Origin of the sequence: Stenotrophomonas sp. GD04024 (assembly GCF_029837545.1) — a bacterium.
In the GTDB taxonomy this organism is placed as follows: Bacteria; Pseudomonadota; Gammaproteobacteria; order Xanthomonadales; family Xanthomonadaceae; genus Stenotrophomonas; species Stenotrophomonas forensis.
In genome coordinates this window covers 38,496-64,180 of record NZ_JAOEDV010000017.1, presented here as the reverse complement: position 1 = coordinate 64,180, position 25,685 = coordinate 38,496, and the positions used below count along the sequence as shown (strand labels likewise).

Sequence of the window (25,685 nt, the reverse complement as noted above, 5' to 3'; positions counted from 1 at the left end):
CGAAGCCACTGCGATGATCAATATCACCCTTCCCGACGGCAGCCGCCGCGAGTTCGAAAACCCCGTCAGCGTCATGGACGTCGCCCAGTCGATCGGCGCCGGCCTGGCCAAGGCCACCATCGCCGGCTCGGTCGATGGCGTGCTGGTCGATGCCAGCGATGTCATCGACCACGATGCCAGCCTGCGCATCATCACCGCCAAGGACGAGGAGGGCGTGGAGATCATCCGCCACTCCTGCGCCCACCTGGTCGGCCACGCCGTCAAGCAGCTGTACCCGGACGTCAAGATGGTCATCGGCCCGGTGATCGCCGAGGGCTTCTACTACGACATCTACTCCGAGCGCCCGTTCACCCCGGAAGACATGGCGGCGATCGAGAAGCGCATGGGCGAGCTGATCGCCCAGGACTACGACGTCATCAAGAAGATGACGCCGCGCGCCGAAGTGGTCGAGATCTTCAAGGCCCGCGGCGAGGACTACAAACTGCGCCTGATCGAGGACATGTCCGACGACATCCAGGCGATGGGCATGTACTACCACCAGGAATACGTGGACATGTGCCGTGGCCCGCACGTGCCGAACACCCGCTTCCTGAAGGCCTTCAAGCTGACCCGCATCTCCGGCGCCTACTGGCGCGGTGACGCGCAGAACGAGCAGCTGCAGCGCATCTACGGCACCGCCTGGGCCGACAAGAAGCAGCTCGAGGCGTACATCAAGCGCATCGAAGAAGCCGAAATGCGCGACCACCGCCGCATCGGCAAGCAGCAGGACCTGTTCCACCTGCAGGAAGAGGCCCCGGGCCTGGTGTTCTGGCACCCCAAGGGCTGGGCGCTGTGGCAGGTGGTCGAGCAGTACATGCGCAAGGTCTATCGCAAGACCGGCTACGGCGAAGTGCGCTGCCCGCAGATCTTGGACGTGAGCCTGTGGCAGAAGTCCGGCCACTGGGACAACTACCAGGACGCGATGTTCTTCACCGAATCGGAGAAGCGCACCTACGCGCTCAAGCCGATGAACTGCCCGGGCCACGTACAGGTGTTCAACCAGGGCCTACACAGCTACCGCGACCTGCCGATCCGCTATGGCGAGTTCGGTGCCTGCCACCGCAACGAGCCGTCCGGCGCGCTGCACGGCATCCTGCGCGTGCGTGGTTTCACCCAGGACGACGGCCACGTGTTCTGCACCGAAAACCAGGTCGAGGCGGAAGTGACCGCGTTCCACCAGCAGGCGCTGGCGGTCTACCAGCACTTCGGCTTCGATGAGATCCAGGTCAAGATCGCCCTGCGTCCGGAATCACGCCTGGGCGACGACGCCACCTGGGACAAGGCCGAAGGCGCGCTGCGCTCGGCACTGTCCAGCAATGGGGTGGAATGGCAGGAGCTGCCGGGCGAGGGCGCCTTCTACGGCCCGAAGATCGAGTACCACCTGAAGGACGCCATCGGCCGTACCTGGCAGCTGGGCACCATGCAGGTCGACTTCATGATGCCGGGCCGCCTCGGCGCCGAGTACGTGGACGAGAACAGCCAGAAGAAGCACCCGGTCATGCTGCACCGGGCCATCGTCGGCTCGATGGAGCGCTTCCTGGGCATCCTGATCGAGCACCACGCCGGCCAGTTCCCGGCCTGGCTGGCGCCGACCCAGGTGGTGGTGGCCAACATCACCGACGCCCAGGCTGAATACGTCTCGGGCGTGACCAAAACCCTTGCGGAGCAAGGCTTCCGCGTCAGCTCGGATTTGCGTAACGAGAAGATCGGCTATAAAATCCGCGAGCATACGTTGCAGCGCGTGCCGTACCTGCTGGTCATTGGTGACCGCGAGAAGGAAAACGGCGCTGTAGCGGTGCGTACGCGTTCTGGCGAAGACCTGGGCAGCATGAGCCTGCAGGCCTTCATCGAGCGGCTCCACGCCGAGGGCGCGTAAGCAAAGGTCCGGTCCGGGCGCACAGGCACCCGGACCGGTTCGATACCCTTGGGAGAACGTAATATCAGCACCCCTGACAACAAACAGAACCGCAAGAATCAGGAAATCCGTGTGCCGCGCGTCCGCGTGATCGGCAGTGACGGAGAAATGATCGGCGTGTTGTCGCGCGACGAAGCGCTGTCCATGGCCGAAGATGAAGGCCTGGACCTGGTCGAGATCCAGCCGCAGGCCGATCCGCCGGTCTGCAAGATCATGGACTTCGGCAAGTTCAAGTTCGAAGCGCAGAAGAAGGCCAACGAGGCCAAGAAGAAGAGCAAGCAGGTCGAGATCAAGGAAGTGAAGTTCCGTCCGGTCACGGACGAGGGCGACTACCAGATCAAGCTGCGCAAGATGCGTGAGTTCCTCGAAGATGGTGACAAGATCAAGGTCAACATCCGTTTCCGTGGCCGTGAAATGAGCCACCAGGAACTGGGCCGCGAAATGGCCAACCGGATCGAGGCCGATCTGGGCGAGGACATCGTCATTGAATCCCGTCCGCGCCTGGAAGGGCGTCAGATGGTCATGATGATCGCACCGAAGAAGAAGACCTGAGGCCTGACCGGCCGCCTTCCGGGGCGCCTGGCTGAATGGTTCAGGGTGAAGGGGCGCCGATGGCGTCCCTTTGCTTTTGCGGCACCCCGGTGAATTGCCGGTGAAAGGGTTGCAGGGGCTGGTGACAGGGCGGTTTTGCCTGTATCATGCCCGGCTCGACCCACCCAGGACGGGTCGTACGCCGATCATGGCAGGACGGAAAGAGCGGCCCAGGCCGCCGCCAGATCAGTCAGAAACCAGGGTCAAATCCCATCAAGGACATTGCAATGCCCAAGATCAAGACCAACCGGGCAGCGGCCAAGCGTTTCCGCAAGACCGCCTCGGGCAAGTACAAGTGCGGCCACGCCAACCGTAGCCACATCCTCACGAAGAAAGCGACCAAGCGTAAGCGTAATCTGCGTCAGACGGGCCATGTCCGTGCAGAAGACGCAGGCCGTCTGGACCGCATGCTCCCTTACCTCTGAGGAACTGAAAAATGGCACGAGTTAAGCGTGGCGTACAGGCGCGTCGCCGCCACAAGAAAATCCTGGATCTCGCCAAGGGCTATTACAACGCCCGTCGCAAGGTCTTCCGCGTCGCCAAGCAGGCGGTCATCAAGGCACAGCAGTACGCCTACATCGGCCGTAAGCAGAAGAAGCGCAACTTCCGTTCGCTGTGGATCACCCGTATCAATGCGGCTGCCCGCATCAACGGCCTGAGCTACAGCCGCTTCATGAACGGCCTGCTGAAGGCTGGCATCACCCTGGACCGCAAGGTCCTGGCTGACATCGCCGTGCACGACGCAGCCGGTTTTGCCGCGCTGGCCGAAAAGGCCAAGGGCGCGCTGGCGGCATAAGTCCTTCCCGATGCCGTAACCGTTCACTCGGAACGGTGTCAGGTCAAGGCAATGCATGGGGAAGGGCGCAAGTCCTTCCCCATTCTTTTTTGGGTCCCGGCGCGGCCACAGCGGCAGCGCAGGGACGGCGGTGGCGACAGGGGTCGGCCCTTCGCGCATCGCGATGGCAGATCGACTGGAGTTCCGGCCCCCCATGAGCGACATCCAATCCCTCACCACCCAGGCGCTGGCCGATGTGGCCGCCGCACAGAGCCCCGACGTGCTGGAACAGCTGCGCGTGGCCCTGCTTGGCAAGAGTGGCAGCATCACCTCGCAGCTCAAGCAGCTCGGCGCCCTGCCGGCCGACGAGCGCAAGGCCGCCGGTGAAGCCATCAACCAGGCCCGCGATGCGCTGACCCGCGCGCTGGGCGAGCGCAAGGCGCTGCTGGAAGACGCGGCACTGGATGCGCGCCTGGCGGCCGAAGCCATCGACATCACCCTGCCGGGCCGCAATGGCGATCGCGCCGGCCTGCACCCGATCACCCGCACCCTGGAGCGCATCACCGGCATCTTCGGCCGCCTGGGCTACGAGCTGTCGGAAGGGCCGGAGATCGAGGACGACTGGCACAACTTCGAGGCGCTGAACTTCCCGCCGCACCATCCGGCGCGCGCGATGCATGACACCTTCTACTTCGGCGACGGCCGCCTGCTGCGCACGCATACCTCGGGTGTGCAGGTGCGCTACATGGGCGACCACGCGCCGCCGCTGCGCATGATCGCCGCGGGCAAGGTGTACCGCAGCGACAGCGACCAGACCCACTCGCCGATGTTCCACCAGGTGGAAGGCCTGCTGGTGGACGAGCATTCGACCTTCGCCGACCTGAAGGGCACGCTGGCCGAGTTCGTGCGCGCCTTCTTCGAGCGCGATTTCGAAATGCGCTTCCGCCCCAGCTATTTCCCGTTCGTTGAACCGGGCGCGGAAGTGGACATCGCCTGGCAGCAGCCCGATGGCAGCACCCGCTGGCTGGAAGTGCTCGGCTGCGGCATGGTCCATCCGAACGTGCTGCGCAACGTCGGCATCGATCCGGAGCGCTACACCGGCTTCGCCTTCGGCATGGGGGTGGAGCGCTTCGCGATGCTGCGCTACGGCGTCAACGACCTGCGCGCGTTCTTCGAGAACGACGTGCGCTTCCTGAAACAGTTCGCGTAAGCGCCGGTCCGTAGCGTCGAGCTTGCTCGACGGCTCTTAAATTCGCAGGCCCAGGCGCATGCGCCGGGCCCACCAGGATGACACCATGAAATTCTCCGAAAACTGGCTGCGCAGCCACGTCCCGACCAGCGCTTCGCGCGATGAACTGAGTGCGGTGCTGACCGCCATCGGCCTGGAAGTGGAAGAGGTGACCGCGCTGGGCGAAGGCCTCGATCACGTGGTCGTGGCACGCATCGTCGAGGCCGTCCGCCATCCGGAAGCCGACCGCCTGCAGGTGTGCAGGGTCGATGCCGGGCAGGGCGAGCTGCTGCAGATCGTCTGCGGTGCGCCGAACGCGCGCCCGGGCCTGGTCGCGCCGCTGGCGATGGTTGGTGCGCAGATCGGCGAGCTGAAGATCAAGCCGGCCAAGCTGCGCGGCGTCGAGTCCAACGGCATGCTGTGCTCGGCCAAGGAACTGGGCCTGGACAACGATGCGTCCGGCCTGCTGGAACTGCCCGATGACGCCCCGGTCGGCCAGGCCCTGGTCGAGTACCTGGGCCTGCCCGATGCCAGCATCGAGATCAAGCTGACCCCGAATCGCGCCGACTGCTTCAGCCTGCGCGGCATCGCCTTCGACGTTGCCGCCGCCACCCGCAGCGAAGTGCTGGATTTCGCCGCCGATCCCATTGCGGCCGTCGGCAGCCGTGAACTGTCGATCCAGCTGGATGCCGGTGCCGAAGCGCCGCGTTACCTCGGTCGTGTCATCGAGGGCGTCAACGCCGCGGCGAAGACCCCGCTGTGGATGGCCGAGCGCCTGCGCCGCAGCGGCGTGCGCCCGGTGTCGCTGCTGGTCGACATCACCCAGTACGTGATGCTGGAGCTGGGCCAGCCGATGCATGCCTATGACCTCGGCACCCTGCAGGGCAGCATCGCCGTGCGCCGTTCGCGTGCCGGCGAGACGCTGAAGCTGCTGGACGGCCGCGATGCTGCGCTGGATGACAGCTTCCTGGTGGTCACCGACGCCGACCGCGCGGTCGGCCTGGCCGGCCTGATGGGCGGCTTCGACACCCGCGTCACCGACGCGACCACCGCCGTGTTCCTGGAAGCCGCACACTTCGCGCCGGCCGCGATCATGGGCCGTGGCCGCAAGCTGGGCCTGCACACCGATGCCGGCCACCGCTTCGAGCGTGGCGTCGATCCGGCACTGCCGCGCACCGCCATCGAATACGCCACCCGACTGGTGCTGGACCTGGCCGGCGGCACGCCGGCACCGGTCACCGAGGCCGTGCGTGAGGCCGATCTTCCGCAGCCGGCAACCATCGCGCTGCGCCGCGCACGCATCACCCGCGTGCTCGGCATCACCATCGAAGACGCCGAAGTCGAGCGCATCCTGCGCGCGCTGGGCATGGACGTGAGCGCGACGGCCGAGGGCTGGCAGGTGGCCGCGCCGACCCGCCGCTTCGACATCGCCATCGAGGAAGACCTGATCGAGGAGCTGGCCCGCATCCACGGCTACGAGCAGATCCCGACCACGCTGCCGGGCGGTGCCTCGCGCGTGGCGATGCCGAGCGAGACCCAGCTGGACGCGCTGAGCGTGCGTCGCCAGCTGATCGCCCGTGACCAGCAGGAAACGGTCAATTTCGCCTTCGTCGACGACGCACTGCTGACCCAGTGGCAGCTGCGCGACGGCCTGGTGCCGCTGGCCAACCCGCTGTCGGCCGAACTGGCGGTGATGCGCCCTTCGCTGCTGCCGGGCCTGGTCGCCACGCTCGGCCGCAATGCCGCCCGCCAGCTGGGCCGGGTGCGCCTGTTCGAGCTGGGGCGGGTGTTCGCCCAGCAGGCCGGAGACGGCCAACCGGCGCCGCTGGAAACCCCGCGCGTGGCCGCCGCGGTCTGTGGCGATGCGCAGGCGGTGCAGTGGGGCCTGCCGACCCGCAAGGTCGATTTCCATGACCTGAAGGGCGACCTGGAGTCGCTGGCCGCCGCCAGTGGCGCGCAGCTGGAGTTCCGCCCGTCCGCCCGTGCCTACGGCCACCCGGTACGTTCGGCCGAAGTGCTGCGCGATGGCGTGGCGATCGGCTGGATCGGCCAGATCCACCCGCGCCTGCTCAAGGCGATGGAGATCGAGGCCGATGTCTATGCCTTCGAGCTGGACCTGGAGCCGCTGACCGCCCGCCGCCTGCCGCGTGCCGGCGAGCTGTCGCGCTACCCGGCGGTGCGCCGCGACCTGGCGTTCCTGGTGCCTGAACAGGTGGCCTGGGCCGATCTGGCCGCCACCGTCCGCCAGGCCGCGGGGCCGCTGCTGCGCGACCTGAACCTGTTCGACCGCTATGTCGGCCAGGGCGTCGAGCCGGGATTCAAGAGTCTCGCTATGGGCTTGATTTTGCAGGACAAGTCGCGCACTCTGACGGACCGCGACGTGGATGCGGTGGTGGCCGAGGCGGTCACTGCCATCGAGCGTGAACACCACGCCCGGATCCGCGGCTGAGCGGGCAGCACTCGGGGGTAGCAGGCAATGGCATTGACCAAGGCGGAGATGGCGGAAAAGCTGTTCGACGAAGTCGGTCTGAACAAGCGGGAAGCCAAGGAATTCGTCGACGCGTTTTTCGATGTGCTGCGTGAAGCATTGGAACAGGGACGTCAGGTGAAGCTGTCGGGCTTCGGTAATTTCGATCTGCGGCGCAAGAACCAGCGTCCGGGTCGCAACCCCAAGACCGGCGAGGAAATTCCGATTTCCGCCCGTACGGTGGTCACCTTCCGTCCGGGCCAGAAGCTCAAGGAGAGGGTGGAAGCTTATGCTGGATCCGGGCAGTAACCGCGAACTACCGCCGATCCCGGCCAAGCGCTACTTCACCATCGGTGAAGTCAGCGAGCTGTGCGACGTCAAGCCGCACGTCCTTCGCTACTGGGAAACCGAGTTTCCCAGCCTTGAGCCGGCCAAGCGCCGAGGCAACCGCCGCTACTACCAGCGCCACGACGTGCTGATGGTGCGGCAGATCCGCAGCCTGCTGTACGAACAGGGCTACACCATCGGTGGTGCACGCCTGCGCCTGGACGGCCCTGATGCCCGCGAGGAATCGGCGCTGAGCAACCAGATCATCAAGCAGGTACGCATGGAGCTGGAAGAAGTGCTGCAGTTGCTGCGCCGCTGATCCCATTTCCTTCGTAATCCGCTATACTTCACGGCCCGCCGCACTGGCGGGCACATCGCAGCATCAGTCGGGGCGTAGCGCAGCCTGGTAGCGCATCTGCCTGGGGGGCAGAGGGTCGTCGGTTCGAATCCGGCCGTCCCGACCACTGTGATGGATCAAGAAGCCCGCGCAGCGATGCGTGGGCTTTTTTGTGCACGCGGCGCAGCGTGATCAATCACCCGCGAAGCGGTAGATCCGTTCCGCATCGCCCTCATCCAATCCGTGCACGATGCCGCTGTCGACAAAGCCCGACGCAGCAAGCAGGCGCTGCATGCCGCTGTTGGAGCTGTTGGTGGAGGTGAACAGCTTGCCGCCGCCGCGTCGCGCAATGGCGTGGCGAAGCAGGGCGGCACCGATGCCCTGGCCGCGCCGTGCCGGGCCCACCATCAGCATCTCAACGAAGGCTTCGCCGAAGAAGTGGTGATGGATGACCAGGTAGCCGACAGCCACGCGATCCTGCTCGGCCACGTGCACATGGCCCTCCGCAAGCCACTGGCCGATCTGCGTCGCCCGTCGCGGATCATGTGCCGCCACGCTGTCCAGCGCGATCAGCGCGGCGGCATCGCCGGGGCGGGCGTCGCGGATCTGCAGCGTCGTCGTAGAGGGATCCGGCGGTGTCATCAATCGTTCCTCGGGCGGTTGCATGCAGTCTATCGGTCACGCCGGTTGCGATCACTGATCCGCCGCAGCCAGCGCGTGCTCGGCAGTCAATAGACCCGGAACTCGGCACGGCAGCCGTCGCTGACCCAGATGCCACGGCGGTCCCAGCCCCAGTTGCGGTCCTCGACACAGGCCGTCACCGACTTCTGCTTGACCAGGCGCACTTCGTGGCGCACGCGGATACGGCATTCCTTGTCCTTCTTCTCGTACGACTCGCAGACCAGGCGTTCGCCCTCGTCGTCGCGATCACGACCGCGCCCGGGCCAGCGACCGTACTCGTCGGCGACGAACTCGGCGCGGCAGCCGTCAGTGACCCACAGCATGCGGCGGCGCTGGCCCCAGTTCTGGTTCTCCACGCATCGGGTAACCGACAGCTGCCGGGCCAGCCTCATCGGGCCTTCGATGGCGCACTGCTGGGTCTTGTTGAACTGCGATTCGCAGCGCAGCACTGGAATGTGATCCGTGTCGTAATCCTGGGCGGCCACGGTGGTGGCAGCCAGCAGCAGGACAAGCGCGGCGGCGGTGATCGGTAACAGCAGGCGGTGGGTCATCAGGGGCCTCGGGTGGTGGATCGGGCGGCAAGAATGACCCAGCCCGGGGCCGCCGGAACGCACCGTTCCGGAACGGGCTCAGTGGGGGTTTACTAGTACGCGCGGGCCCATGCAGAGGCTTACATCCCGTATCATCGCTGCACATCCGATCGCATCGGTTTACACCTTCTTACATGTCTTCCACGCCTGTCGGCGCAGCCTGCGGCTGCCGTCACTGGTGTGCGGGCGGCCTGTGGGGGAGGATGCGCGGACCAGGACGACCACAGGGGGTTGCGTTGATCAGCAGTACCGTCATTCATCGCTCGGCCGATTCAGGCGCCGAGGTGCAGGTCCTGGACACCACGTTCAAGGGCAAGCATGTGTTCATTGCGTGGGGCCTGCGCGGGCCGGAACTGACCCGCAGCGCGGACCCGGCGTCGACCGTGGCCGCGCGCAAGGCGTTGCATGCCGTGGCCGGGCACAGCGAGGGGCCGCGCAGCCCGGAAGTGTTCATCGCCAACCAGTCGGCGGTGGCGATCACGGTGTATCGCCTGCTTACCGAAGCGCGTTCCGGCGATGCCATCTTCTTCCTGTGCGATTCGCAGGCGGTGGTCGACTGGTTGATCACCGCGCTGGAAGTGCAGGGCATGGACTGATTCCGCGCCGCATCGCGCGTGGGGTCAGGCCAGCGCCGCGTCCACCGCGGCCCGCGCATGCAGGGTGGTGGTATCGAACAACGGCACGGCGCTGTCCTCCGGCCGCACCAGCAGCATGATCTCGGTACAGCCGAGGATGATCGCCTCTGCGCCGCGCGCGACCAGGCGCGCGATGACCGCGGCATAGACCTGCCGTGACTGCTCGCTGACCACGCCGGCGATCAGCTCCTGGTAGATGATGTCGTGCACGCTGCGACGATCTTCGGCATCGGGCACCAGCACCTCCAGGCCGAAGCGCTCCTGCAGCCGCCCACGGTAGAAGTCCTGCTCCATGGTGAAGGCGGTGCCGAGCAGGCCTACCCTGCGCGCACCCGCCTGCACGATCGCGTTCGCGGTCGGGTCGGCGATATGAAGCAGCGGCAGGGGGCAGGTGGCTTCGATGCGATCGGTCAGCTTGTGCATGGTGTTGGTGCAGATCAGCAGCAGATCGGCGCCGCCGGCCTGCAGGCGCCGTGCGGCATCGGCCATGTGGTCGCCCAGCGCATCCCAGTCGCCGTCGTGCTGCAGCTTCTTGATGCCGGCGAAATCCACCGACCACAGCAGCAGCTGTGCCGAGTGGGCGCCGCCCAGGCGATCACGGATCTCCTCGTTGATGAGCCGGTAGTACTGCGCCGAGCTCTCCCAGCTCATGCCGCCGATCAGGCCAAGGGTCTTCATGCACCGCTCCATGCCAGGGGCCTCCATTGCAGCACAGAAGGCGTGCGGCTGCCGATCCCGGAATCTGTAACCACTGCATCCACGGTGGGCTGTATGTTCCGTGCGTTGCGGGCACGGCCTATGCTGGTGCGGTCTTCTGGAGTGGATGTGCGCGATGGCCCTGCATACCTGGTGGTGGTTCCTGGCCACCGTGTTCGTGCTGTGTGGCACCCCGGGGCCGAACATGCTGCATATCCTGGGCCGCAGCGTCGGGCTGGGTTTCCGTGGCAGCGTGCCGGCGATGGCGGGTTGCCTGCTGGCGATGCTGCTGGTGCTGGCCGCGTCCGCGGCGGGCCTGAGCGCGCTGCTGCATTCCTCGCCGATGCTGTTCGAGGTGCTGCGTTACCTGGGCGTGGCCTACCTGGCCTGGCTGGGGCTGAAGGCATGGCGTGACAGCGGCCGCCCGGCGCCGCCGATGACCGTGGATGCAGGGCTGGCGGTCGCGCCGGCACTCGGCGCATGGTCAGTGTTCCGCGGGGGACTTCTGGTCGGCCTGAGCAATCCCAAGCTGCTGCTGTTCGCGACGGCGTTCCTGCCACAGTTCGTCGATCCTTCGCGCGGCCAGGCGCTGCAGTACAGCGTGCTGGTGGCCACCTTCGCCGGCTGCGAGCTGTTCTGGTACGTGATGTATGCAGCCGGCGGCCATGGCCTGCGCCGCTGGCTGGCAAAGCCGTTTGCACGGCGCTGGTTCGAGCGGCTGGTGGGCAGCGTGTTCCTGGCATTCGCGGTGGCCCTGCTGCGTTTCCGCCCGCGCTGATTCACGCCGCGCACGCGGCCTGTTCACGAGTGCCGCATCGGCCACGGCCTAGCCTGATCATCCAGTACGCAGTCCCCGCGGGGAAAGGTTTGACATGATCAAGTGGGCCATCATCTTCGCCATCATCGGCGTCATCGCAGGCGTGCTCGGCTTCGGCGGCATTGCCGGCGCGGCGGTCGGCATCGCCAAGTTCCTGTTCTGGGCCGGCATCATCATCGCCGTGGTGCTGTTCCTGCTGGGCATGACCGTGGCCAGGAAGGTCAGCTAGTGGGTGCTGCGCGGCAGCGTGCTCAGTGTGCGCTGCTGCGCGAGAACAGGTTGATCACCAGCACGCCGGCGCAGATCAACCCGATGCCGATCAGTGCCGGCGCATCAAGGCGCTGCTTGAACACCACCAGCCCGATCACCGAGATCAGCACGATGCCGATGCCGGACCAGATGGCGTAGGCGATGCCGGTCGGTATCGATTTCATGGTCACCGACAGCAGGTAGAAGCACAGCCCGTAGCCGACCAGCGCACCCAGCGTGGGCAGCAGCCGGCTCATGCCGTCGGAGGCCTTGAGCAGCGACGTGGCGATCACTTCCAGCACGATCGCGGCGGCGAGGTAGACGTAGGGATTCATCGCAGGCTCCGGCTTACAGGGGGTCACACAGCTTCAGGGCCTGCTCGGCCATGGCCAGGGCATTGATGCGTTCTTCCTCGTCCAGCGGCCGGCCGTAGGCGGTGGCCCAGTAGCCGTCGGCAACACAGCGCGCCGCATACAGGCGGGGATTGGCGGCTTCCTCCGGGAACTCGGCCAGCATGCGCCGCAGCCAGGCCCCCCACTGCGCAAGCAGCGCCGGTTCAAGCATGTTGCCCAGGGTCAGCCCGATATCGTTCACCCGTTCCTGCTGCAGCAGGTGGTCGAAGTTGGCGCGCACATAGGCGCGGCTGAAGCAGCCGTAGTGCGCACTGCCTGCCATCAGGCCGCGTACCTGCGCTTCGAATTCGGCGATGAGCGTGGCGATGGCGGCATCGACCAGCGCCTGCTTGCTGGCGAAGTGATGGAACAGTGCGCCCTTGCTGACGCCAGCCGCCTGTGCGATGTCCTGAACGGTCACTGCGGCCAGTCCCTGCCGTGCGATCACGTCGATGGTGGCCTGCACCAGCGACTGGCGCACGCTGTCGGGAGCCTTGCGGCGCGAGCGGGAGGAAGATGCGGACATGGCGGGAAGAAACCGACTGGACGGTACGATTGTAACGCAGGCCCGGTGCCGGGCAGCCACTGCCGGCCGTGGCCGGCAACGCGGATTCAATCGCCGATACGCGCGAAGCGCGGCTGCGGGCCGTGTTCGCCGGGTACCTGCTCGACGAACATCGGGTAGGGGCGCACCCACAGCCCACCTTCGCCATAGAGCGCCCGGTACAGCACCAGCGGCTCCAGCGTTTCGCTGCTGCGGACGATGTCGATCACTTGGTACTCGCCGCCCTTGAAATGGCGGTAGCGGCCGGGTGCGAGGGCGGGCAGCGGACTGAGCTCAGCCATGGTGCGCGCTGCTCACTTGCGCGCTGGACTGGCCGGCTTCGCGCAGTAGGCATCGATCGCTTCGGCGGTATTGGCCAACCCCTGGGCCTGCGCCAGTTCCCACGGCCGCTCGCAGCGTTGGCTGTGTTCGCACCACTGGTAGCCGGCAGAACCAATGCAGCCGTGGGCGTCGCGATCAGCGCCGACCCTCGGCGTGGCCGGCGAGCTGGCCGCAGCATCGGCGCTGGCGGCCGCCTGACGCTGGTTGGCGCAGGCGGACAGGACCAGCAGCGCTGGAATCAGAAGAAGCACTTTCATCGGGCGAACTCCATGCCTTGAAGCAACAGTTTCTGCTGGCGCCGTGCTGCCAGCAAGCGCTCAATGCATGGCGGCGCGGATCAGTTCTTCGATCAGCACCAGATAGCTGGCCACGAAATAGAACTTGAGCAGCGTCCCGCGCTGCTGCGAGAAGAAGGTGCGCATGTGGAAGGGGCCCCTGTTAGTGACGGTAGTGTGAAGCTGAACCGACTCCGTGACAAGGATCACGGAATGAACAGGCTAAACGGGCTCAGGGATGTGATGAGCGTGGAGTTCTGACACCCGGGCGCGGGTTTTTCGTACTTATCTGATAGGACCGCGCTGATGGGCTGGCTACGGTGACGTCATCAGCAGAGGGTCATGCGCCCCCTGTGCCATTTCCCCACGAGGAGCTTCCCATGGTCATTACCGTCAAGTGCAGTGCCGCACAGTGGTCGCTGCTGGACCCCGCCGCCGGCGTGGCCGAAGCCTTCAGCAGCGGCGCCGCCGCCTTCGACGCCGCGGTTGGCCGGGCCAGCGCCCACCACCGCCGCACCGGCCAGGGCAGCACGGTGCGCGTGGAAGCGCTGGGCAACAGCGTGGAAGCCGTGCATTTCGAGGCGCTGCCCGCCGCCGCCGCGCCGGTCAGCGGGCTGCGTCCTGCGCCAGTGGCGTAACGCCAGTCGATTCATCGCGCAGTGCCTGGCTGATGAAACGGCACAGCCACAGCGGGTTGACCGTCTTCGCATAGACGTGCCTGACCTGCGCTGGCAGGGCGCGATCCTGCAGCAGGCGCAGGGGTTGCTGGGCCAGGACCAGGATGAGCAGGTCCCTGCGCAGGCAGCAGATCTGGCGCAGCAGCGGCATGCCATCGGTCTGGCCTACGGTGGGCATGCACGGATCGATGACCAGCACCTTGCAGTGCGGGTTGGCGATCTGCATCAGAACCTCCGCGGGCGAGCGGGCTTCGCTGAGCACAGTGCCATCCAGATGGGGCTGGACGCTGCGCACCAGTTCACGACGGACCCAAGGATTGGGATCGGCGAGCGCGATGGAGGGGATGTGATCCACGGGTGTTTGCCTCTTGCAGGATGAAACATCCAATACGAATGCGGGGGTGTTGGCGGCGGAAAAAGGATGGCTCAGCAGCCTGCGTGGATCGCATGCTTGCGCGTCAGTCAGCCGGGCTGGCACAGCTCGAGCAGAAGGTCGTGGAGAATATGGGGAATGCCGGATTGGAATAGCCGGTCTCCCCAGGGATTTGCATTCCCATATGCACTGTGAAAGAGATTGATGCCGATACTCTTCATGCTGCGAATGAGGATGAAACCCGAAGTGCGTCATCGCTGACTATGACTGTCACATCCCGCCGCGGAATCCTTGCATCGTAATCGCCAACGCAGCCAGCGAGAGGTCCACTATGGGGACACCATCATCACTTACAGCGGTGAGCCTTGCGTAATTGGCCAGCAGCCGGGTCTTTGGTCGCCCAGCATTAATACGTCGCTACTCTTACTAGCGCTGGGTACAGCCGGCAGGAAGCCAGCTGGCGTCCCCTGCGTCAATGCGGCATTTCCAAGCCCCATCTACTTGGCGAACAATATCCACGGCGCTGATATTGTAGCGCCCGGAGAACCTCAAGTTGCACCAGATCTCCAGAGCGCCAAAATCGATGGATACTGCAGTGAAAGATGCGCATTGCGAGGTCTGCTGCGGGAGCCCGAATTCTTCTGGTTTCACGGTCTGCCCGGTTGGCAACGCCCGTCCTTCGGCAAGAATGGCCTCAACTACCGGTTTTGCAGCTGAAACCTCGGAGAGCGCGGTTGTAAGCTTGGCGCGGATCGCATATTTCTGATACTGGGGCAGCGCGATCAGTGCCAGAATTGCAATGATTGCCACTGCTACGATCAGCTCGACAAGAGAGAATCCGCGCTGTACCAAGGTGTGGGAGTGAGTGCTGCGTACGATCTTGGGGGACATGGCAGGTTTCCTGCGGAACGGTGATTTGCACTGAGGTTTGTCAGAAGGCCGGAATGTGCTCCATTACCGGCCTTTGTCTTTGCTGGGATCAGGTTTTGCAACCTTCCGGCAGGACGCTCAAGTCGGAAATTGAACTTGAGCAGGTCCAGATGCCCTCAGCGGTGCGATCCAGACTCAGAGTCTGGGCCGTGCCGTAGTTTGCGTCGTCCTTGAGATTGCAGACCAGGCTCCCCTCGCCGGTGCCACTCATGCTCACATCGAAGTCAGTGCACCTGGAGCTCTTGGCTGGCATCCCGACGTAGGTCGCGTCGGCGCCAGTCATATCCGCACCTTCGGCCAGCAGCGCTTCAACGCCGATTTTCCCACTCGTCAGTTCCGCGAGTGCCGAAGTCACCTTCGATTTCGTAGAGAACTTCTGATACTGAGGCAGGGCAATCATCGCCAGGATGCCGATGATCGCCACCACCACCATGAGTTCAATAAGGGAGAAACCCTTTTGCCGGGAGGCGCGCATGCCTGTGCGCGATGCTGGGGTGAATTCGATATTCATGATAATCCTTTGTGACATGGGTGATTCGTGGGTGTGGCCGCGAAAGGAGGGTTCGTGGCGCAGCCCTAGAAAATCACGCATGCTCCAATGGGGATATTCAAGAAATCGTAAAATCTACTTTATGAACTGACTGGTTCTGTGTTTTGAAAATAATCCGATGCCGCGCTTTCATTGCGTGGGGCACTTCACCGGAACAGCGTGCACATCCGGGGCGCGCGCATGGCATCGCCACTCGCCGGAAGCGGTACGCGACCACCTGACGCTGCCGCGCAGGGCGGCCGTTTCGCGCAGCTCGCAGGACAGCACGGCGTGTCCTGTATCCGGCAGCGAGGCGCGCAGATGGCTGCAGTACGCGGCACTGCCGGGCAAGCCCAGGTGCTGGTCGGTCAAGGTGAGATCGCCCTCTGCGTAACTGGCTTCGACGGTGGTGATGGCACGACCCAGCGCGTTGGCCGCATCACGCAGGCGCACGCGGCTGGCATGGCCATCCACGGCGGGAGCAAGCAACAGAATCGCGTAGACGGCGGCCAGCGCGATGGTAATGCCCGCCGCCGCCCAGTGCGGGTAGCGCGGTGGCACGTCGCGTGCTGCGTGCGCTGACGATCCAGCTGGCATGCAAGGAACTCCCGATGGTGAGTGGTGAGTGCGGGGCGCACTCGCAGGCCGGGGCCGCTCTCCCCAGAGCAGCCCCGGCGTTTCCATCCCCTGTCTGTCGTTGCCGGGTGTTACAGCGCCAGCGAACTTTCCACGTCCAGCACCATGCGCCGTGCGAGGGCGAGATTTGCCTTCTGCCGGTCCAGTACCACGTAGAAGAACAACCCCTTCTTGGCCGACACCGGGCGCAGCACGTGGTACGCGCGTCCCAGCGTGATCAGGACGTCTTCGATGTTGTCGTTGAGGTTCAGTGCTTCGGCGGTCTTCATTTTGGCGCGCAGCACTTCGGTGTTTCCTGCGGCCGCCAGTTCCATGTCCACGCCTGAGCCGGCTTCACCCAGCAGCATGCCGCTTTCGTAGTCGACCAGGGCAACGGCTTGCGCGCCGTTGATCTGCATGAGCGTGTCCAGGCATTTATTGATGGCGATATTCATTTCAGTGGTCCGTTGCGGGTGTGAGGGGGTGAACAGCCGTCTGAGCAGTGAGAAAGGCATGCATCAGTTCAGGCTGTCGGCAAGGGCGCGCACGCACTGCTTGGCATGCCAGAGCACGTTGCCGATGACACAGCGGTGGTCGCAGGCGGTCATCAGCAGGCGCGGTTGCTTTCCAGGAATGGCGAGCATCAGCACCTTGCCGTCGGCGGCGTCGAGGATCAGCGTGTCGAGCTCACCGAAGTGCAGTTCGCGGCCCAATGCACTGGCCAGGCCGAGCATCGAACTGGTCATCGCGGCCAGGCGATCGGCGACATGGCCCTGCGGGCCAGCCTGGGCCAGTGCGAAGCCATCGGTGCTGGCAACGACGAGGGTCTGGATGCCGGTGACGTCGCGTACCAGTGCGTCCAGTGGTGAAGTGCGGCCGATGTCATGCATGGGTGACCGCCATGGCGTTGCATTCGATCTGGCTCATCAGCAGATCCATCGCGGTGATGGCCTGGGCCATGTCGCGTGGGTCCAGTGGCAGCGCCGGCAGGTGCGGTGCATGGTCCTGCAACCAGTCCTGCCAGTGTGGCTGTACCGGATCATCGGTACTGCCGCATCGGGTGAAGCCGATGACCACCGGCAGGCCCGGTGCGCTGTCTGCGATGGCTCTCAGATGCTGCCCAGCCAGCGTGCTGTCCACGCCGGCGCTGCCATCGATCAGGACGATGGCACCTTCGGCACCGGCCAGCAGGATCGGCCAGATGTATGAAAAGCGCTCCTGCCCGGGCGATCCATACAGGCGCAAGCGGTCACCACCAGGCAGGTCGATGTCGCCATAGTCCATGGCCACGGTGGTGTACTGCTTGCCCACGGCGGGGTCGGTATTGCGGGCCTCGGTCACCACGGCCTTGCCCCGGGTCAGGGTCTGCACCAGGGTGGACTTGCCCGCGCCGAGGGGGCCCATCACTACGATCTTGTGCTCACGCACGGTCATGCACTCCAGCGGATGCGAAGTTGTCGCCACAGATTGACGAGGCCGTCGGTGGGCGAGGGGCGCACGGGCGCGTCCTCGCCCACGACGGGAAAGGCGTAGGCGGTGAGGAAGGCCGCATTGAAGAATGACTGCACGCTTCGGCGTGGCAGGTCGAGGATGGCGCAGCACGCCTGCACGGATGCGCCCTGCTTGATCAGCAGCGCACACAGCCGGAAGTGATCGGGACGATGGGCCAGGATGCGGAAGTCCGGCCAGCGCCGAAGGCGCAGCTTGGTGCCGTCATGCAGGGGCTGCATCGGCGTGCCATGCCCGGCGGTGGCCAGGGCAATGTTCCATAGCGTCAGGCGCAGTGGAATGTTGCTGGACACCGTCGCACGCTGCACGAACACGTCCTGCGTCACCGGCACCAGGCTGAGCGCAGGGTCCGCATCGCCCAGCAGCTTCTGCAGCAGCGTCAGCGTGATCGGCGCGGGTGCAGTGGTCATCATCCGATCGTTCCTGGCATCCAGCCAGCACACGGTGGCGCCGTCATGGATGATCGCGGCATGGGCCGGGCGTCGTTGCGGCGCGCCGTCGCTTGCCAGGTGCAGGCGCAACTGCTGTACGAACGGCAATGCGGCCGTTGGCAGGGCTGCCGGCGCCAGCGGTTCTGCTGCAAAGGGCTCTTGCAGATCCTCAAAAGGTCGACGACGGAAACGGACCATGGGGTGTCCAGTGCAGCGAGTGAACGGAGGTGACTATGTAAGCGGCGCTCCCGGTTTTCTGGAATGAAACTATTGGGAAAATTGCAGCGTCATTCGTATTTATGCAGCTCGCTGCAACTAATGGAATTGGCCGGTTGATGCTGCTGCGATGACATCAATTGCAGTGCGTGATTGTTAAGTTGACGTAGCCTGGAATGATTACTAGCGTCTTCGCTGCGCACTGCGGCGTGACTATTGACGGGTAATCAGCATGCTCACTCGAATTGCCATTGCGGATGATCATCCACTGGTCCTGCTTGGCACGCGCATCGTGATCGAGGCCGGTGGGCGCCACCGCGTGGTGGCCGAAGCGCGATGCGCGGAAAGCCTGCTGGCGGTGCTGGCCGAAGAACCGGTGGATCTGGTGGTGACTGATTTTTCGATGCCCGATGGCGGGCGCTCGGACGGCCAGGCGATGCTGCAGGCGTTGCGTCGCAATCACCCCAAGGTGCCGGTGATCCTGGCCACGATGGTCACCAATGCCACCACCTTGAACATGGCCATGCGCACCGGAGTGCGTGGGCTGGTGTGCAAGGGCAGTGGCGTGGATGGCATCCGCAGGGCGGTCGATACCGTGTTGAGCGGAGGGATCTATCTGGACCCCGAATTGGCGCACTGCCTGCAGGATGCCGGGCGCGAGCGATCGCTGTCGGTGCTGTCACCGAAGGAACTGGAAGTCCTGCGGCTGTATGTGTCGGGGCCCTCGATCACCGAGATCGCCGCGCAGTTGCGGCGCACGGTCAGTACCATCAGCCGGCAACGCATTTCCGCGATGAGGAAACTGGGCATCAGCAATGACGCCGAGCTGTTCGCCTATGCGTTCGAGGAACGGCTGGGCAATGCCGGTGGCATGGGCAGCGGGGCCGAGAAAGGCGGTCCATGAGGTCACGCCGGTCCAGTCAGGTCCGGTTGGGTTGTTTGAATGGGGGAAAAACTGCCGTTACGTTTCCCACTGTGCGGCGCGCCGCGAATCCCGGATGCTTGCGCCATCGTATTGATCTGGAGATCTCGATGGGCAAGGCACTCAGCTGGCGCACCCTGGCCTGCACCCTGCTGCCAATGCTGGCGGCCGCGGGCGGCGCCCAGGCGCAGAGCTATGGCTACGGCTATGACGATGACCGCTATGGCGGCCGCGAGGGCAGCGGCATCGTGCGCTGCGAATCGATCAAGAACCGCAGCAACGAGTGCCGCTTGGAGGGGCGGGCGCGGATGATCCGCCAGCTGTCTGGATCGCCCTGTGTGGAAGGCGAGACCTGGGGCCAATCGCGCAACGGTGTATGGGTCACCCAGGGCTGCCGTGCCGAATTCGTCGGCGAGTACCGGCGGGGCGGCTGGGGTGGCGGCCGAGGCAACGGCTGGGGCAACAATGGCAACGGTTGGGGCGGCGGTGAGGTGATCACCTGCCATTCCAATGGGCACCGCCAGGAATACTGCGATGCGCGCATCCGCCGTGGCGTGCGCCTGGTCCGCCAGGATTCGCGCAGCGCGTGCATTGAAGGCCAGACCTGGGGTTGGGATCGTCGCGGCATCTGGGTGAGCGACGGTTGCCGTGCCCAGTTCCAGGTGAATTGAGCGTTCCTCTCGAAAATCAGAATAATCTGATACAGCTCACATTTTGAACGTCGTATCGTCTGCGATCAGGGGCACCTCCACGTGCTCCTGATTCGTCGCGACAATGCGCGCCGCAATCGGCATGCCTGTCCCGCCCCCGTCGATACGCTGTCTCAAGGAGTGAGCCGCATGTTGATCCGCCTGCAATGCGAGCAGCGCCAGTGGCGCGTGCTGCACCCGGATCGGCCGGAGCCGATCGATTTCCGCGACGGTGCCCGCGCGTTCGATTTTGCTGAAACCCTCGCACGCCTGCACTTCGTCGACACCGGGCAGCGCGCAGCCGTGCGCGTGGAGGCCAGTGGCGCCTTTGTGGAAGCGGTCAGTTACGGCTGAGCGCGGGGCGCGCCGGATCATTTTCCAGGGGCTGTCATCCACGCATGGCGTGGATTTTTCTCTGCTCCACAATGGATCCACGCCATGCGTGGATTCACCGGGCCTGCAGCGGCTTCAGCCTGCCGCGCTGAGCGGCGGGCTGCCCACGGCCAGCTGCGGCCAGCGCTTCAGTACCGCAGCGCGGATGCCCGCCGCGTCGATGCCGGCTTCGGCCAGCAGGTCCTCACGGCTGGCGTGGTGCTGGTAGCTGTCGGGCAGGCCCAGGTGCAGGATCGGGCGCAGCACGCCTTCGGCATTGAGCAGTTCGCCAACGCCGGAACCGGCACCGCCGGCCACCACGTTGTCCTCGATCGTGACCAGGCCTTCGTGCCCGGCGGCCATGGCCAGTACCAGTTCGCGGTCCAGCGGCTTGATGAAGCGCATGTTGACCACGCTCAGGCCCAGCTCGCGGCCGACCTGTTCGGCGGCGGGCACGGTGCTGCCGAAGGCGAGCAGGGCGATACGGCTGCCCTGCAGGCGCAGCTCGCCCTTGCCGATCGGCAGCGTGGACAGGTCGGTACCGGCGGCAATGCCGGTGCCGGTGCCGCGCGGATAGCGCACCGCGGCCGGGCCCGGATGCTGCAGGCCGGTGCTGAGCATCTGCCGGCATTCGGCTTCGTTGGACGGCGCCATCACCACCAGGTTCGGCACGCAGCGCAGGAAGCTCAGGTCGAGGTTGCCGGCATGGGTCGCGCCATCCGGGCCGACCACGCCGGCGCGGTCGATCGCGAACAGCACGTCCAGGTCCTGGATCGCCACGTCATGCACCAGCTGGTCGTACGCGCGCTGCAGGAAGGTTGAATAGATCGCCACCACCGGCTTGCCGCCCTGGGTGGCCATGCCGGCAGCGAGGGTGACCGCGTGCTGTTCGGCGATGGCCACGTCGAAATAGCGCTGCGGGTATTCCTTGCTGAAGCGCACCAGGCCCGAGCCTTCGCGCATCGCCGGGGTGATGCCGAACAGGCGCGGCTCGGCAGCGGCGGCGTCGCACAGCCAGTCGCTGAACACGTCGGTGTAGGTCGGCTTCCGGGCGCCGGACTTGGCCACCAGGCCCTTGTCCGGATCGAACGGGCCGACCGCGTGGTAACCGATCTGGTCGCCCTCGGCCGGCTCGTAACCCTTGCCCTTGGTGGTCATCACGTGCAGCAGCTTCGGACCCTTGGAGGCGCGCAGCGTCTTCAGCGTGGACAGCAGCGCCGGCATGTCGTGGCCATCGATCGGGCCGGTGTAGTGGAAGCCCATTTCCTCGAACATCGTGGACGGGACGAACATGCCTTTCCAGTGTTCTTCCCAGCGCTTCACGAAGCGGGCCGGGTTGTTCTTCTTGTCGCCGAGGATCTTCTTGCCGCCTTCGCGCAGTGCGTTGAGCGTGCGGCTGCCGGTGGCACGGCCGAGCATCTTGGTCAGGCCGCCGACCGCCTCGGAGATCGACATGTTGTTGTCGTTGAGGATCACCAGCAGGTTCGGCTCCGGTTCCATGCCGCCAGCGTGCATCAGCGCCTCGAAGGCCATGCCGGCGGTCATCGCGCCGTCACCGATCACCGCGACGACCTTGCGGTCGTCGCCTTCGGACTGGCGGGCGATGGCCATGCCGAGCGCGGCCGAGATCGAGGTCGAGGAGTGGCCGACGCCGAAGGTGTCGTATTCGCTCTCTTCGCGCTTCGGGAACGGCGCGACGCCGTCCTTCTGCTTCACGGTGTGGATCTCGTCGCGGCGCCCGGTGAGGATCTTGTGCGGGTAGGTCTGGTGACCGACGTCCCAGACCAGCTGGTCCTGCGGCGTCTGGTACAGGTAGTGCAGGGCCACGGTGAGTTCGATCACGCCCAGGCCGGCAGCGAAATGGCCGCCGCTCTTGCCGACCGATTCGATCAGGTAGGCGCGCAGCTCGTCGGCGACCGCCGTCAATTCGGATTCGTCGAACGTGCGCAGGTCATCCGGTGTCTGGATGCGCGCGAGGCGGGGATAGCGGGCAGAGTCGATCATCGTGTTCGCACTTTTTCTGAACGCCCATTTTCGCCCTCAAACGGGGGTGGGGCAAGCAAACGCCGCCGCCCGTGACAGGACGGTGAGGGTTGCATTTTCGGCCGTTCAGGTGCTCAGTTTCGATCGCTTCGGCAATTGCGCCTTCAGGAAGGCCATCTGGTCGGCCAGGATGTTGCGGTTGGACAGGATCAGGTGCTCGATCCAGCTGGGCCGGTAGGGCACGGCCAGCAGGGGCATTCCCGCCTGCTGCGGGGTGCGGTCGCTCTTGCGCGAGTTGCAGTGGAAGCAGGCGGTGACCACGTTTTCCCAGCAGTCCAGGCCACCCTTGGACAGCGGCATGACGTGGTCGCGGGTGAGGGTAGGGCGGTTGAACTGCTGGCCGCAGTACATGCACAGGTGCGCATCGCGGGCGAACAGGGCCGGGTTGGTCAGGTTCGGCGTGGGGTCGATCGCGCGGGAGCGGGCGTGGCCGCGGGCGGCGATGATCGGGTGCAGGTCCATGCCGCTCTGCAGGCCGCTGAAGCGGTTGGTGCCGCCGTGGATGTGCAGGCAGGGATCTCCCAGCGTCCAGGCCACGGCTTCACGGGCGTAGAGGCAGGCCGCATCCTGCCAGGTGATCCAGTCCAGTACGCGTCCGTGGGCATCCAGCGAGAGCAGCCGGACCGAACCGGGGCGATGCAGCGGGGTGACGTTGGGCGATGCCTCGGCGCCCGGAGCAGAATTCGGAGCTCCGGCTTCGATCAGACCCAAGCGTGTAGTGTCTGTCTCCATCGGGAGAACAGCTTATACCTGAATTGTTGCGTTTTGGGTATCGCCCAAGTGGCGATACCCAAAACGCAACAATTCAGGTCCGCGCATTCCTCCTAATCCCCGCGCCGTTGGCGCGCCCCCTTTAACAAAAGGGGGCTTTTCTCCAGAGGAATTCCGGTGGTTCCCATCCACGCGTGGCGTGGATCCAATGTGTCGACCAAGGTCGACACCTACCCACAGCAGCAGGAATCTGTCAGAGGTGGGGCGGTGTGGGTTGGCAGGACCGTTGGCGCCATGGATGGCGCCATCGAGCCCCCAGGGATGGGTTTACGGCGTGTCCTGCCAGCGCACACCGCCCCGCCATCCCTCACATTGCAGCTGTTGCTCTTGCTCTTGCTCCAGCTGTTGCCTCTGCGGGTGCCGGGCGCGGCCCGGCTCAGGCGCCGAAGCGCTCGTCGTCCATCGCCATCAGCGGGGCGGCGCCGGCCTGGATGGCGGCAGCGTGGCTGAGCGTGCGCGGCAGCACCCGGGCGAAGTAGAACCGAGCGGTCTCGCGCTTGCCCTGGGCGAAGGCGGCGCCGTGCGCGCTGGCATCGGCGGCGGCCACGCTGCGGGCCCACCAGTAGGCCAGCACCACGTAACCCGAATAGAACAGGTAGTCGTAGCTGGCCGCACCCAGTTCGTCCGGGTTGGCGGATGCGCGCTTCAGCACGTCCATCGTCAGCGCGCCCCACTCGGCGGCCTTGGCGCGCAGCGGGCCGATGAACTCGGCCAGCGCCTCGTTGCCTTCATGTTCCTTGGCGAAGGCTTCGATCTCGGCCAGCATCAGCTTCAGGCCGGCGCCCTGGCTGGACGCGGTCTTGCGCCCGATCAGGTCCAGTGCCTGGATGCCGGTGGTGCCTTCATACAGCGTGGTGATACGCGCATCGCGGGCCAGCTGTTCCATGCCGTGTTCGCGGATGTAGCCGTGGCCCCCGAAGCACTGCAGCGCGTTGTAGGTGTTCTCGATGCCCCATTCGGTCTGGCAGGCCTTCGAGATGGGCGTGAGGAAGCTGACCAGGGTGTCGGCGCGCTCGCGCTCGGCGGCGTCTTCGGCGTGGTGGGCCACGTCGATCAGGGTGGCCGCGTGCAGGGCCAGCAGGCGGCTGCCTTCGACCAGCGACTTCACCGTCAGCAGCATGCGGCGCACATCCGGGTGGACCAGGATCGGATCGGCCGGCTTGTCCGGGAACTTGGCACCACTGAGCGCACGCGACTGCAGGCGCTCACGGCTGTACTTCAGCGCGTTCTGGTAGGCGCGCTCGGACAGGCCGATGCCCTGCAGGCCGACGCCCAGCCGTGCGGTGTTCATCATGGTGAACATCGCCTGCAGGCCCTTGTGCGGCTGGCCGACCAGGTAGCCCTGCGCGCCATCGAAGTTCATCACGCAGGTGACCGAGCCCTTGATGCCCATCTTGTGCTCGATCGAGCCGCAGCGCAGCGCGTTGCGCTCGCCGACGTTGCCGTCGCGGTCGACCTTGAACTTGGGGGTGACGAACAGCGAGATGCCCTTGGCGCCCGGAGGGGCGTCGGGCAGCTTGGCCAGCACCAGGTGCACGATGTTGCCGGTCAGGTCGTGCTCGCCGGCGGTGATGAAGATCTTGGTGCCGGTGATGGCGTAGCTGCCGTCGGCGTTCGGTTCGGCCTTGGTCTTGAGCAGGCCCAGGTCGGTACCGCAATGCGGTTCGGTCAGGCACATGGTGCCGGTCCAGCGGCCTTCGATCAGCGGCTTGAGGAAGGCCTCGTGCTGCCACGCTTCGCCATGCTGCTTCAGCGCTTCGATGGCGCCGTGCGAGAGCAGCGGGAAGTTGCCCCACGCCAGGTTGGCGGCGTTGATCATCTCGTTGAGCGGCACGCCCAGGGTGTGCGGCAGGCCCTGGCCACCCAGTTCCGGCGAAGCGGTCAGGCCGGTCCAGCCGCCATCGACGAACTGGTCGTAGGCCTGCTTGAAGCCGGGCGGCGTGGTCACCTCGCCGGTGGCCTGGTCGAGCACGCAGCCGATCTCGTCACCCACGCTGTTGAGCGGGGCCAGCACGGTGGCGCTGAAGCGCCCGGCTTCTTCCAGCACGGCATCGACCACGTCGGCGGTGGCGTCGGTGAAGCCCAGGCGGGCGAACAGGGGTTCGACCTTGAGCACGTCGTGCAGGGCGAAACGGAGGTCGGAAAGCGGGGCGGTGTAGCTGCTCATCGGTACGTCTCGATTTGATCAGGGGCAGGGGAGCGGCGCCGGGCGCCGCGGCGGAAGCGGGGATTCAGCGCAGCACGCCGGGCAGGCCGGGGGCCTGGTTGAGGGTGCTGCGGCTGCTGATGTCGAAGCTGCGCTGCTTCTTTTCCTGCGGCGTGGCGGCCACCGTTCCCTTCAGGCCGTAGGCCAGGGTGCGGTTGCCGGCCAGCGCGTCGGCCACGATCAGGCGCGCGGCCGAGCTGGGCACAAGGTCGACATTGATGACGTCGGCCGAGGTGCCGCCAATGGAAATGCCCGGCCTCGCCTGCAGGGTGCCGGCTTCGCTGTCGCCCACGGTCAATGCCAGCGAAACGTCATCGAAGGTCATCGGCATGGAGCTGAAGTTCTGCAGGCGCAGGGCCACGGTCCAGTTGCCATCGGCGCGCACGGTCAGTTGCTGCAGGCTGGCCGCCGGTTCCGAAACACGCTTGACGATGCCGTTGTTGCAGGCAACAAGGGCGAGGGTGCACAGAACGATCAAGGCGATACGGAAACGGTGGAGCAT

General features: G+C 65.5%; 34 protein-coding genes and 1 tRNA gene. 16 read left to right on the top strand and 19 right to left on the bottom strand.

From position 1 onward, the window contains the following. Positions 1-13: 13 nt before the first annotated feature. The 9 genes from thrS (at position 14) to N7590_RS08185 (ending at position 7,806) form a co-directional block, all read left to right on the top strand. Positions 14-1,915, top strand: coding sequence for a threonine--tRNA ligase (gene thrS, locus N7590_RS08225; RefSeq protein ID WP_049456625.1), 1,902 nt, complete (start codon positions 14-16; stop codon positions 1,913-1,915). A gap of 48 nt (positions 1,916-1,963) precedes the next feature. Then, the gene (infC, locus tag N7590_RS08220) at positions 1,964-2,506 is read left to right on the top strand and encodes a translation initiation factor IF-3 (RefSeq protein ID WP_080357233.1); all 543 of its coding nucleotides are present in this window, start codon (positions 1,964-1,966) and stop codon (positions 2,504-2,506) included. A gap of 266 nt (positions 2,507-2,772) precedes the next feature. After that, complete coding sequence (gene rpmI, locus N7590_RS08215; protein ID WP_005410436.1) at positions 2,773-2,970, top strand: 50S ribosomal protein L35; 198 nt, start codon at positions 2,773-2,775, stop codon at positions 2,968-2,970. Between the two features lie 11 nt (positions 2,971-2,981). Then, positions 2,982-3,341, top strand: a complete 360-nt coding sequence (gene rplT / locus N7590_RS08210; protein ID WP_005410435.1) for a 50S ribosomal protein L20 — start codon at positions 2,982-2,984, stop codon at positions 3,339-3,341. 193 nt (positions 3,342-3,534) lie between these two features. Continuing rightward, positions 3,535-4,530 (top strand): phenylalanine--tRNA ligase subunit alpha, encoded by a 996-nt coding sequence (locus N7590_RS08205; protein ID WP_005417865.1) that lies wholly within the window; start codon positions 3,535-3,537, stop codon positions 4,528-4,530. Between the two features lie 85 nt (positions 4,531-4,615). Continuing rightward, positions 4,616-6,997, top strand: a complete 2,382-nt coding sequence (gene pheT, locus N7590_RS08200) for a phenylalanine--tRNA ligase subunit beta (RefSeq protein ID WP_164241753.1) — start codon at positions 4,616-4,618, stop codon at positions 6,995-6,997. A 27-nt stretch (positions 6,998-7,024) separates the two neighbouring features. After that, positions 7,025-7,324, top strand: coding sequence for an integration host factor subunit alpha (locus tag N7590_RS08195; RefSeq protein WP_005410432.1), 300 nt, complete (start codon positions 7,025-7,027; stop codon positions 7,322-7,324). Beyond that, positions 7,305-7,661, top strand: coding sequence for a MerR family transcriptional regulator (locus N7590_RS08190; RefSeq protein WP_005410431.1), 357 nt, complete (start codon positions 7,305-7,307; stop codon positions 7,659-7,661). The genes N7590_RS08195 and N7590_RS08190 overlap by 20 nt, the downstream gene beginning before the upstream one ends. A 68-nt stretch (positions 7,662-7,729) precedes the next feature. Further along, a tRNA-Pro gene (locus N7590_RS08185) sits at positions 7,730-7,806 on the top strand. 65 nt (positions 7,807-7,871) lie between these two features. Here N7590_RS08185 and N7590_RS08180 read toward each other — a convergent pair. Both N7590_RS08180 and N7590_RS08175 read right to left on the bottom strand, forming a co-directional pair. Then, positions 7,872-8,321, bottom strand: a complete 450-nt coding sequence (locus N7590_RS08180) for a GNAT family N-acetyltransferase (RefSeq protein ID WP_164241752.1) — start codon at positions 8,319-8,321, stop codon at positions 7,872-7,874. A gap of 86 nt (positions 8,322-8,407) precedes the next feature. Continuing rightward, entirely contained in the window at positions 8,408-8,911 is a 504-nt protein-coding gene (locus tag N7590_RS08175) for a DUF3011 domain-containing protein (RefSeq protein ID WP_049456623.1), read from the bottom strand. A gap of 242 nt (positions 8,912-9,153) precedes the next feature. Here N7590_RS08175 and N7590_RS08170 point away from each other — a divergent pair, with 242 nt between their 5' ends. Then, the gene (locus N7590_RS08170; protein ID WP_345781930.1) at positions 9,154-9,546 is read left to right on the top strand and encodes a hypothetical protein; all 393 of its coding nucleotides are present in this window, start codon (positions 9,154-9,156) and stop codon (positions 9,544-9,546) included. Positions 9,547-9,570: 24 nt separating this feature from the next. Here the strand turns inward: N7590_RS08170 and N7590_RS08165 are convergent, their stop codons facing one another. Next, entirely contained in the window at positions 9,571-10,263 is a 693-nt protein-coding gene (locus N7590_RS08165; RefSeq protein WP_053510942.1) for an aspartate/glutamate racemase family protein, read from the bottom strand. Between the two features lie 154 nt (positions 10,264-10,417). On the opposite strand from N7590_RS08165, the gene N7590_RS08160 reads away from it, so the two are divergent. Both N7590_RS08160 and N7590_RS08155 read left to right on the top strand, forming a co-directional pair. After that, positions 10,418-11,059: a LysE family translocator gene (locus N7590_RS08160; RefSeq protein ID WP_164241751.1), complete on the top strand. Its 642-nt coding sequence runs from the start codon at positions 10,418-10,420 to the stop codon at positions 11,057-11,059. A 94-nt stretch (positions 11,060-11,153) separates the two neighbouring features. Beyond that, the gene (locus N7590_RS08155; protein WP_080376002.1) at positions 11,154-11,327 is read left to right on the top strand and encodes a DUF1328 domain-containing protein; all 174 of its coding nucleotides are present in this window, start codon (positions 11,154-11,156) and stop codon (positions 11,325-11,327) included. A gap of 22 nt (positions 11,328-11,349) precedes the next feature. Here N7590_RS08155 and N7590_RS08150 read toward each other — a convergent pair whose 3' ends face one another. The 4 genes from N7590_RS08150 to N7590_RS08135 form a co-directional block, all read right to left on the bottom strand. Beyond that, positions 11,350-11,682, bottom strand: coding sequence for an SMR family transporter (locus N7590_RS08150; protein ID WP_006457753.1), 333 nt, complete (start codon positions 11,680-11,682; stop codon positions 11,350-11,352). A 13-nt stretch (positions 11,683-11,695) separates the two neighbouring features. Beyond that, positions 11,696-12,265: a TetR/AcrR family transcriptional regulator gene (locus N7590_RS08145; protein ID WP_164241750.1), complete on the bottom strand. Its 570-nt coding sequence runs from the start codon at positions 12,263-12,265 to the stop codon at positions 11,696-11,698. 86 nt (positions 12,266-12,351) lie between these two features. Further along, positions 12,352-12,585, bottom strand: coding sequence for a DUF1653 domain-containing protein (locus tag N7590_RS08140; RefSeq protein WP_164241749.1), 234 nt, complete (start codon positions 12,583-12,585; stop codon positions 12,352-12,354). A 12-nt stretch (positions 12,586-12,597) separates the two neighbouring features. Beyond that, positions 12,598-12,882: a hypothetical protein gene (locus tag N7590_RS08135; protein ID WP_164241748.1), complete on the bottom strand. Its 285-nt coding sequence runs from the start codon at positions 12,880-12,882 to the stop codon at positions 12,598-12,600. Between the two features lie 398 nt (positions 12,883-13,280). Here N7590_RS08135 and N7590_RS08130 point away from each other — a divergent pair, with 398 nt between their 5' ends. Next, positions 13,281-13,538, top strand: coding sequence for a hypothetical protein (locus N7590_RS08130; protein ID WP_053510933.1), 258 nt, complete (start codon positions 13,281-13,283; stop codon positions 13,536-13,538). Here the strand turns inward: N7590_RS08130 and N7590_RS08125 are convergent. From N7590_RS08125 to N7590_RS08090, 8 genes are all read right to left on the bottom strand, one after another. Further along, positions 13,507-13,932 carry a response regulator transcription factor gene (locus N7590_RS08125; RefSeq protein WP_053510931.1) on the bottom strand — a complete coding sequence of 142 codons (426 nt, stop codon included), beginning with the start codon at positions 13,930-13,932 and terminating at the stop codon, positions 13,507-13,509. The two genes, N7590_RS08130 and N7590_RS08125, sit on opposite strands and share 32 nt — an antisense overlap. A 444-nt stretch (positions 13,933-14,376) precedes the next feature. After that, positions 14,377-14,841: a pilin gene (locus N7590_RS08120; RefSeq protein WP_279935305.1), complete on the bottom strand. Its 465-nt coding sequence runs from the start codon at positions 14,839-14,841 to the stop codon at positions 14,377-14,379. An 88-nt stretch (positions 14,842-14,929) separates the two neighbouring features. Next, a complete protein-coding gene (locus N7590_RS08115) occupies positions 14,930-15,391 on the bottom strand; it encodes a pilin (RefSeq protein WP_275576707.1) in 462 nt (153 codons plus the stop codon). Positions 15,392-15,559: 168 nt separating this feature from the next. Further along, positions 15,560-16,006, bottom strand: a complete 447-nt coding sequence (locus N7590_RS08110) for a pilin (RefSeq protein ID WP_080376001.1) — start codon at positions 16,004-16,006, stop codon at positions 15,560-15,562. A gap of 110 nt (positions 16,007-16,116) precedes the next feature. Next, a complete protein-coding gene (locus N7590_RS08105; protein ID WP_197563404.1) occupies positions 16,117-16,443 on the bottom strand; it encodes a hypothetical protein in 327 nt (108 codons plus the stop codon). Between the two features lie 99 nt (positions 16,444-16,542). Continuing rightward, positions 16,543-16,914, bottom strand: coding sequence for a roadblock/LC7 domain-containing protein (locus N7590_RS08100; protein ID WP_053510925.1), 372 nt, complete (start codon positions 16,912-16,914; stop codon positions 16,543-16,545). Then, the gene (locus tag N7590_RS08095) at positions 16,907-17,458 is read right to left on the bottom strand and encodes a GTP-binding protein (protein WP_050413361.1); all 552 of its coding nucleotides are present in this window, start codon (positions 17,456-17,458) and stop codon (positions 16,907-16,909) included. Before N7590_RS08095 ends, N7590_RS08100 begins: the two co-directional genes overlap by 8 nt. Next, positions 17,455-18,162 (bottom strand): hypothetical protein, encoded by a 708-nt coding sequence (locus tag N7590_RS08090; RefSeq protein WP_053510923.1) that lies wholly within the window; start codon positions 18,160-18,162, stop codon positions 17,455-17,457. Before N7590_RS08090 ends, N7590_RS08095 begins: the two co-directional genes overlap by 4 nt. Before the next feature lie 250 nt (positions 18,163-18,412). Between N7590_RS08090 and N7590_RS08085 the strand changes: the two genes are divergently transcribed. The 3 genes from N7590_RS08085 (at position 18,413) to N7590_RS08075 (ending at position 20,145) form a co-directional block, all read left to right on the top strand. After that, positions 18,413-19,084 carry a response regulator transcription factor gene (locus N7590_RS08085; protein ID WP_053510921.1) on the top strand — a complete coding sequence of 224 codons (672 nt, stop codon included), beginning with the start codon at positions 18,413-18,415 and terminating at the stop codon, positions 19,082-19,084. A 128-nt stretch (positions 19,085-19,212) separates the two neighbouring features. Next, the gene (locus N7590_RS08080; RefSeq protein ID WP_053510918.1) at positions 19,213-19,773 is read left to right on the top strand and encodes a DUF3011 domain-containing protein; all 561 of its coding nucleotides are present in this window, start codon (positions 19,213-19,215) and stop codon (positions 19,771-19,773) included. A gap of 168 nt (positions 19,774-19,941) precedes the next feature. Further along, positions 19,942-20,145: a hypothetical protein gene (locus tag N7590_RS08075; protein ID WP_005410416.1), complete on the top strand. Its 204-nt coding sequence runs from the start codon at positions 19,942-19,944 to the stop codon at positions 20,143-20,145. Between the two features lie 114 nt (positions 20,146-20,259). Here N7590_RS08075 and dxs read toward each other — a convergent pair whose 3' ends face one another. The 4 genes from dxs to N7590_RS08055 form a co-directional block, all read right to left on the bottom strand. Next, positions 20,260-22,167 carry a 1-deoxy-D-xylulose-5-phosphate synthase gene (gene dxs / locus N7590_RS08070; RefSeq protein ID WP_053510916.1) on the bottom strand — a complete coding sequence of 636 codons (1,908 nt, stop codon included), beginning with the start codon at positions 22,165-22,167 and terminating at the stop codon, positions 20,260-20,262. A gap of 105 nt (positions 22,168-22,272) precedes the next feature. Next, positions 22,273-22,938 carry an HNH endonuclease gene (locus N7590_RS08065; protein ID WP_164242569.1) on the bottom strand — a complete coding sequence of 222 codons (666 nt, stop codon included), beginning with the start codon at positions 22,936-22,938 and terminating at the stop codon, positions 22,273-22,275. A 415-nt stretch (positions 22,939-23,353) separates the two neighbouring features. Next, positions 23,354-25,144, bottom strand: coding sequence for an acyl-CoA dehydrogenase C-terminal domain-containing protein (locus N7590_RS08060; protein WP_053512159.1), 1,791 nt, complete (start codon positions 25,142-25,144; stop codon positions 23,354-23,356). 64 nt (positions 25,145-25,208) lie between these two features. Further along, entirely contained in the window at positions 25,209-25,685 is a 477-nt protein-coding gene (locus N7590_RS08055; protein WP_006457727.1) for an LEA type 2 family protein, read from the bottom strand.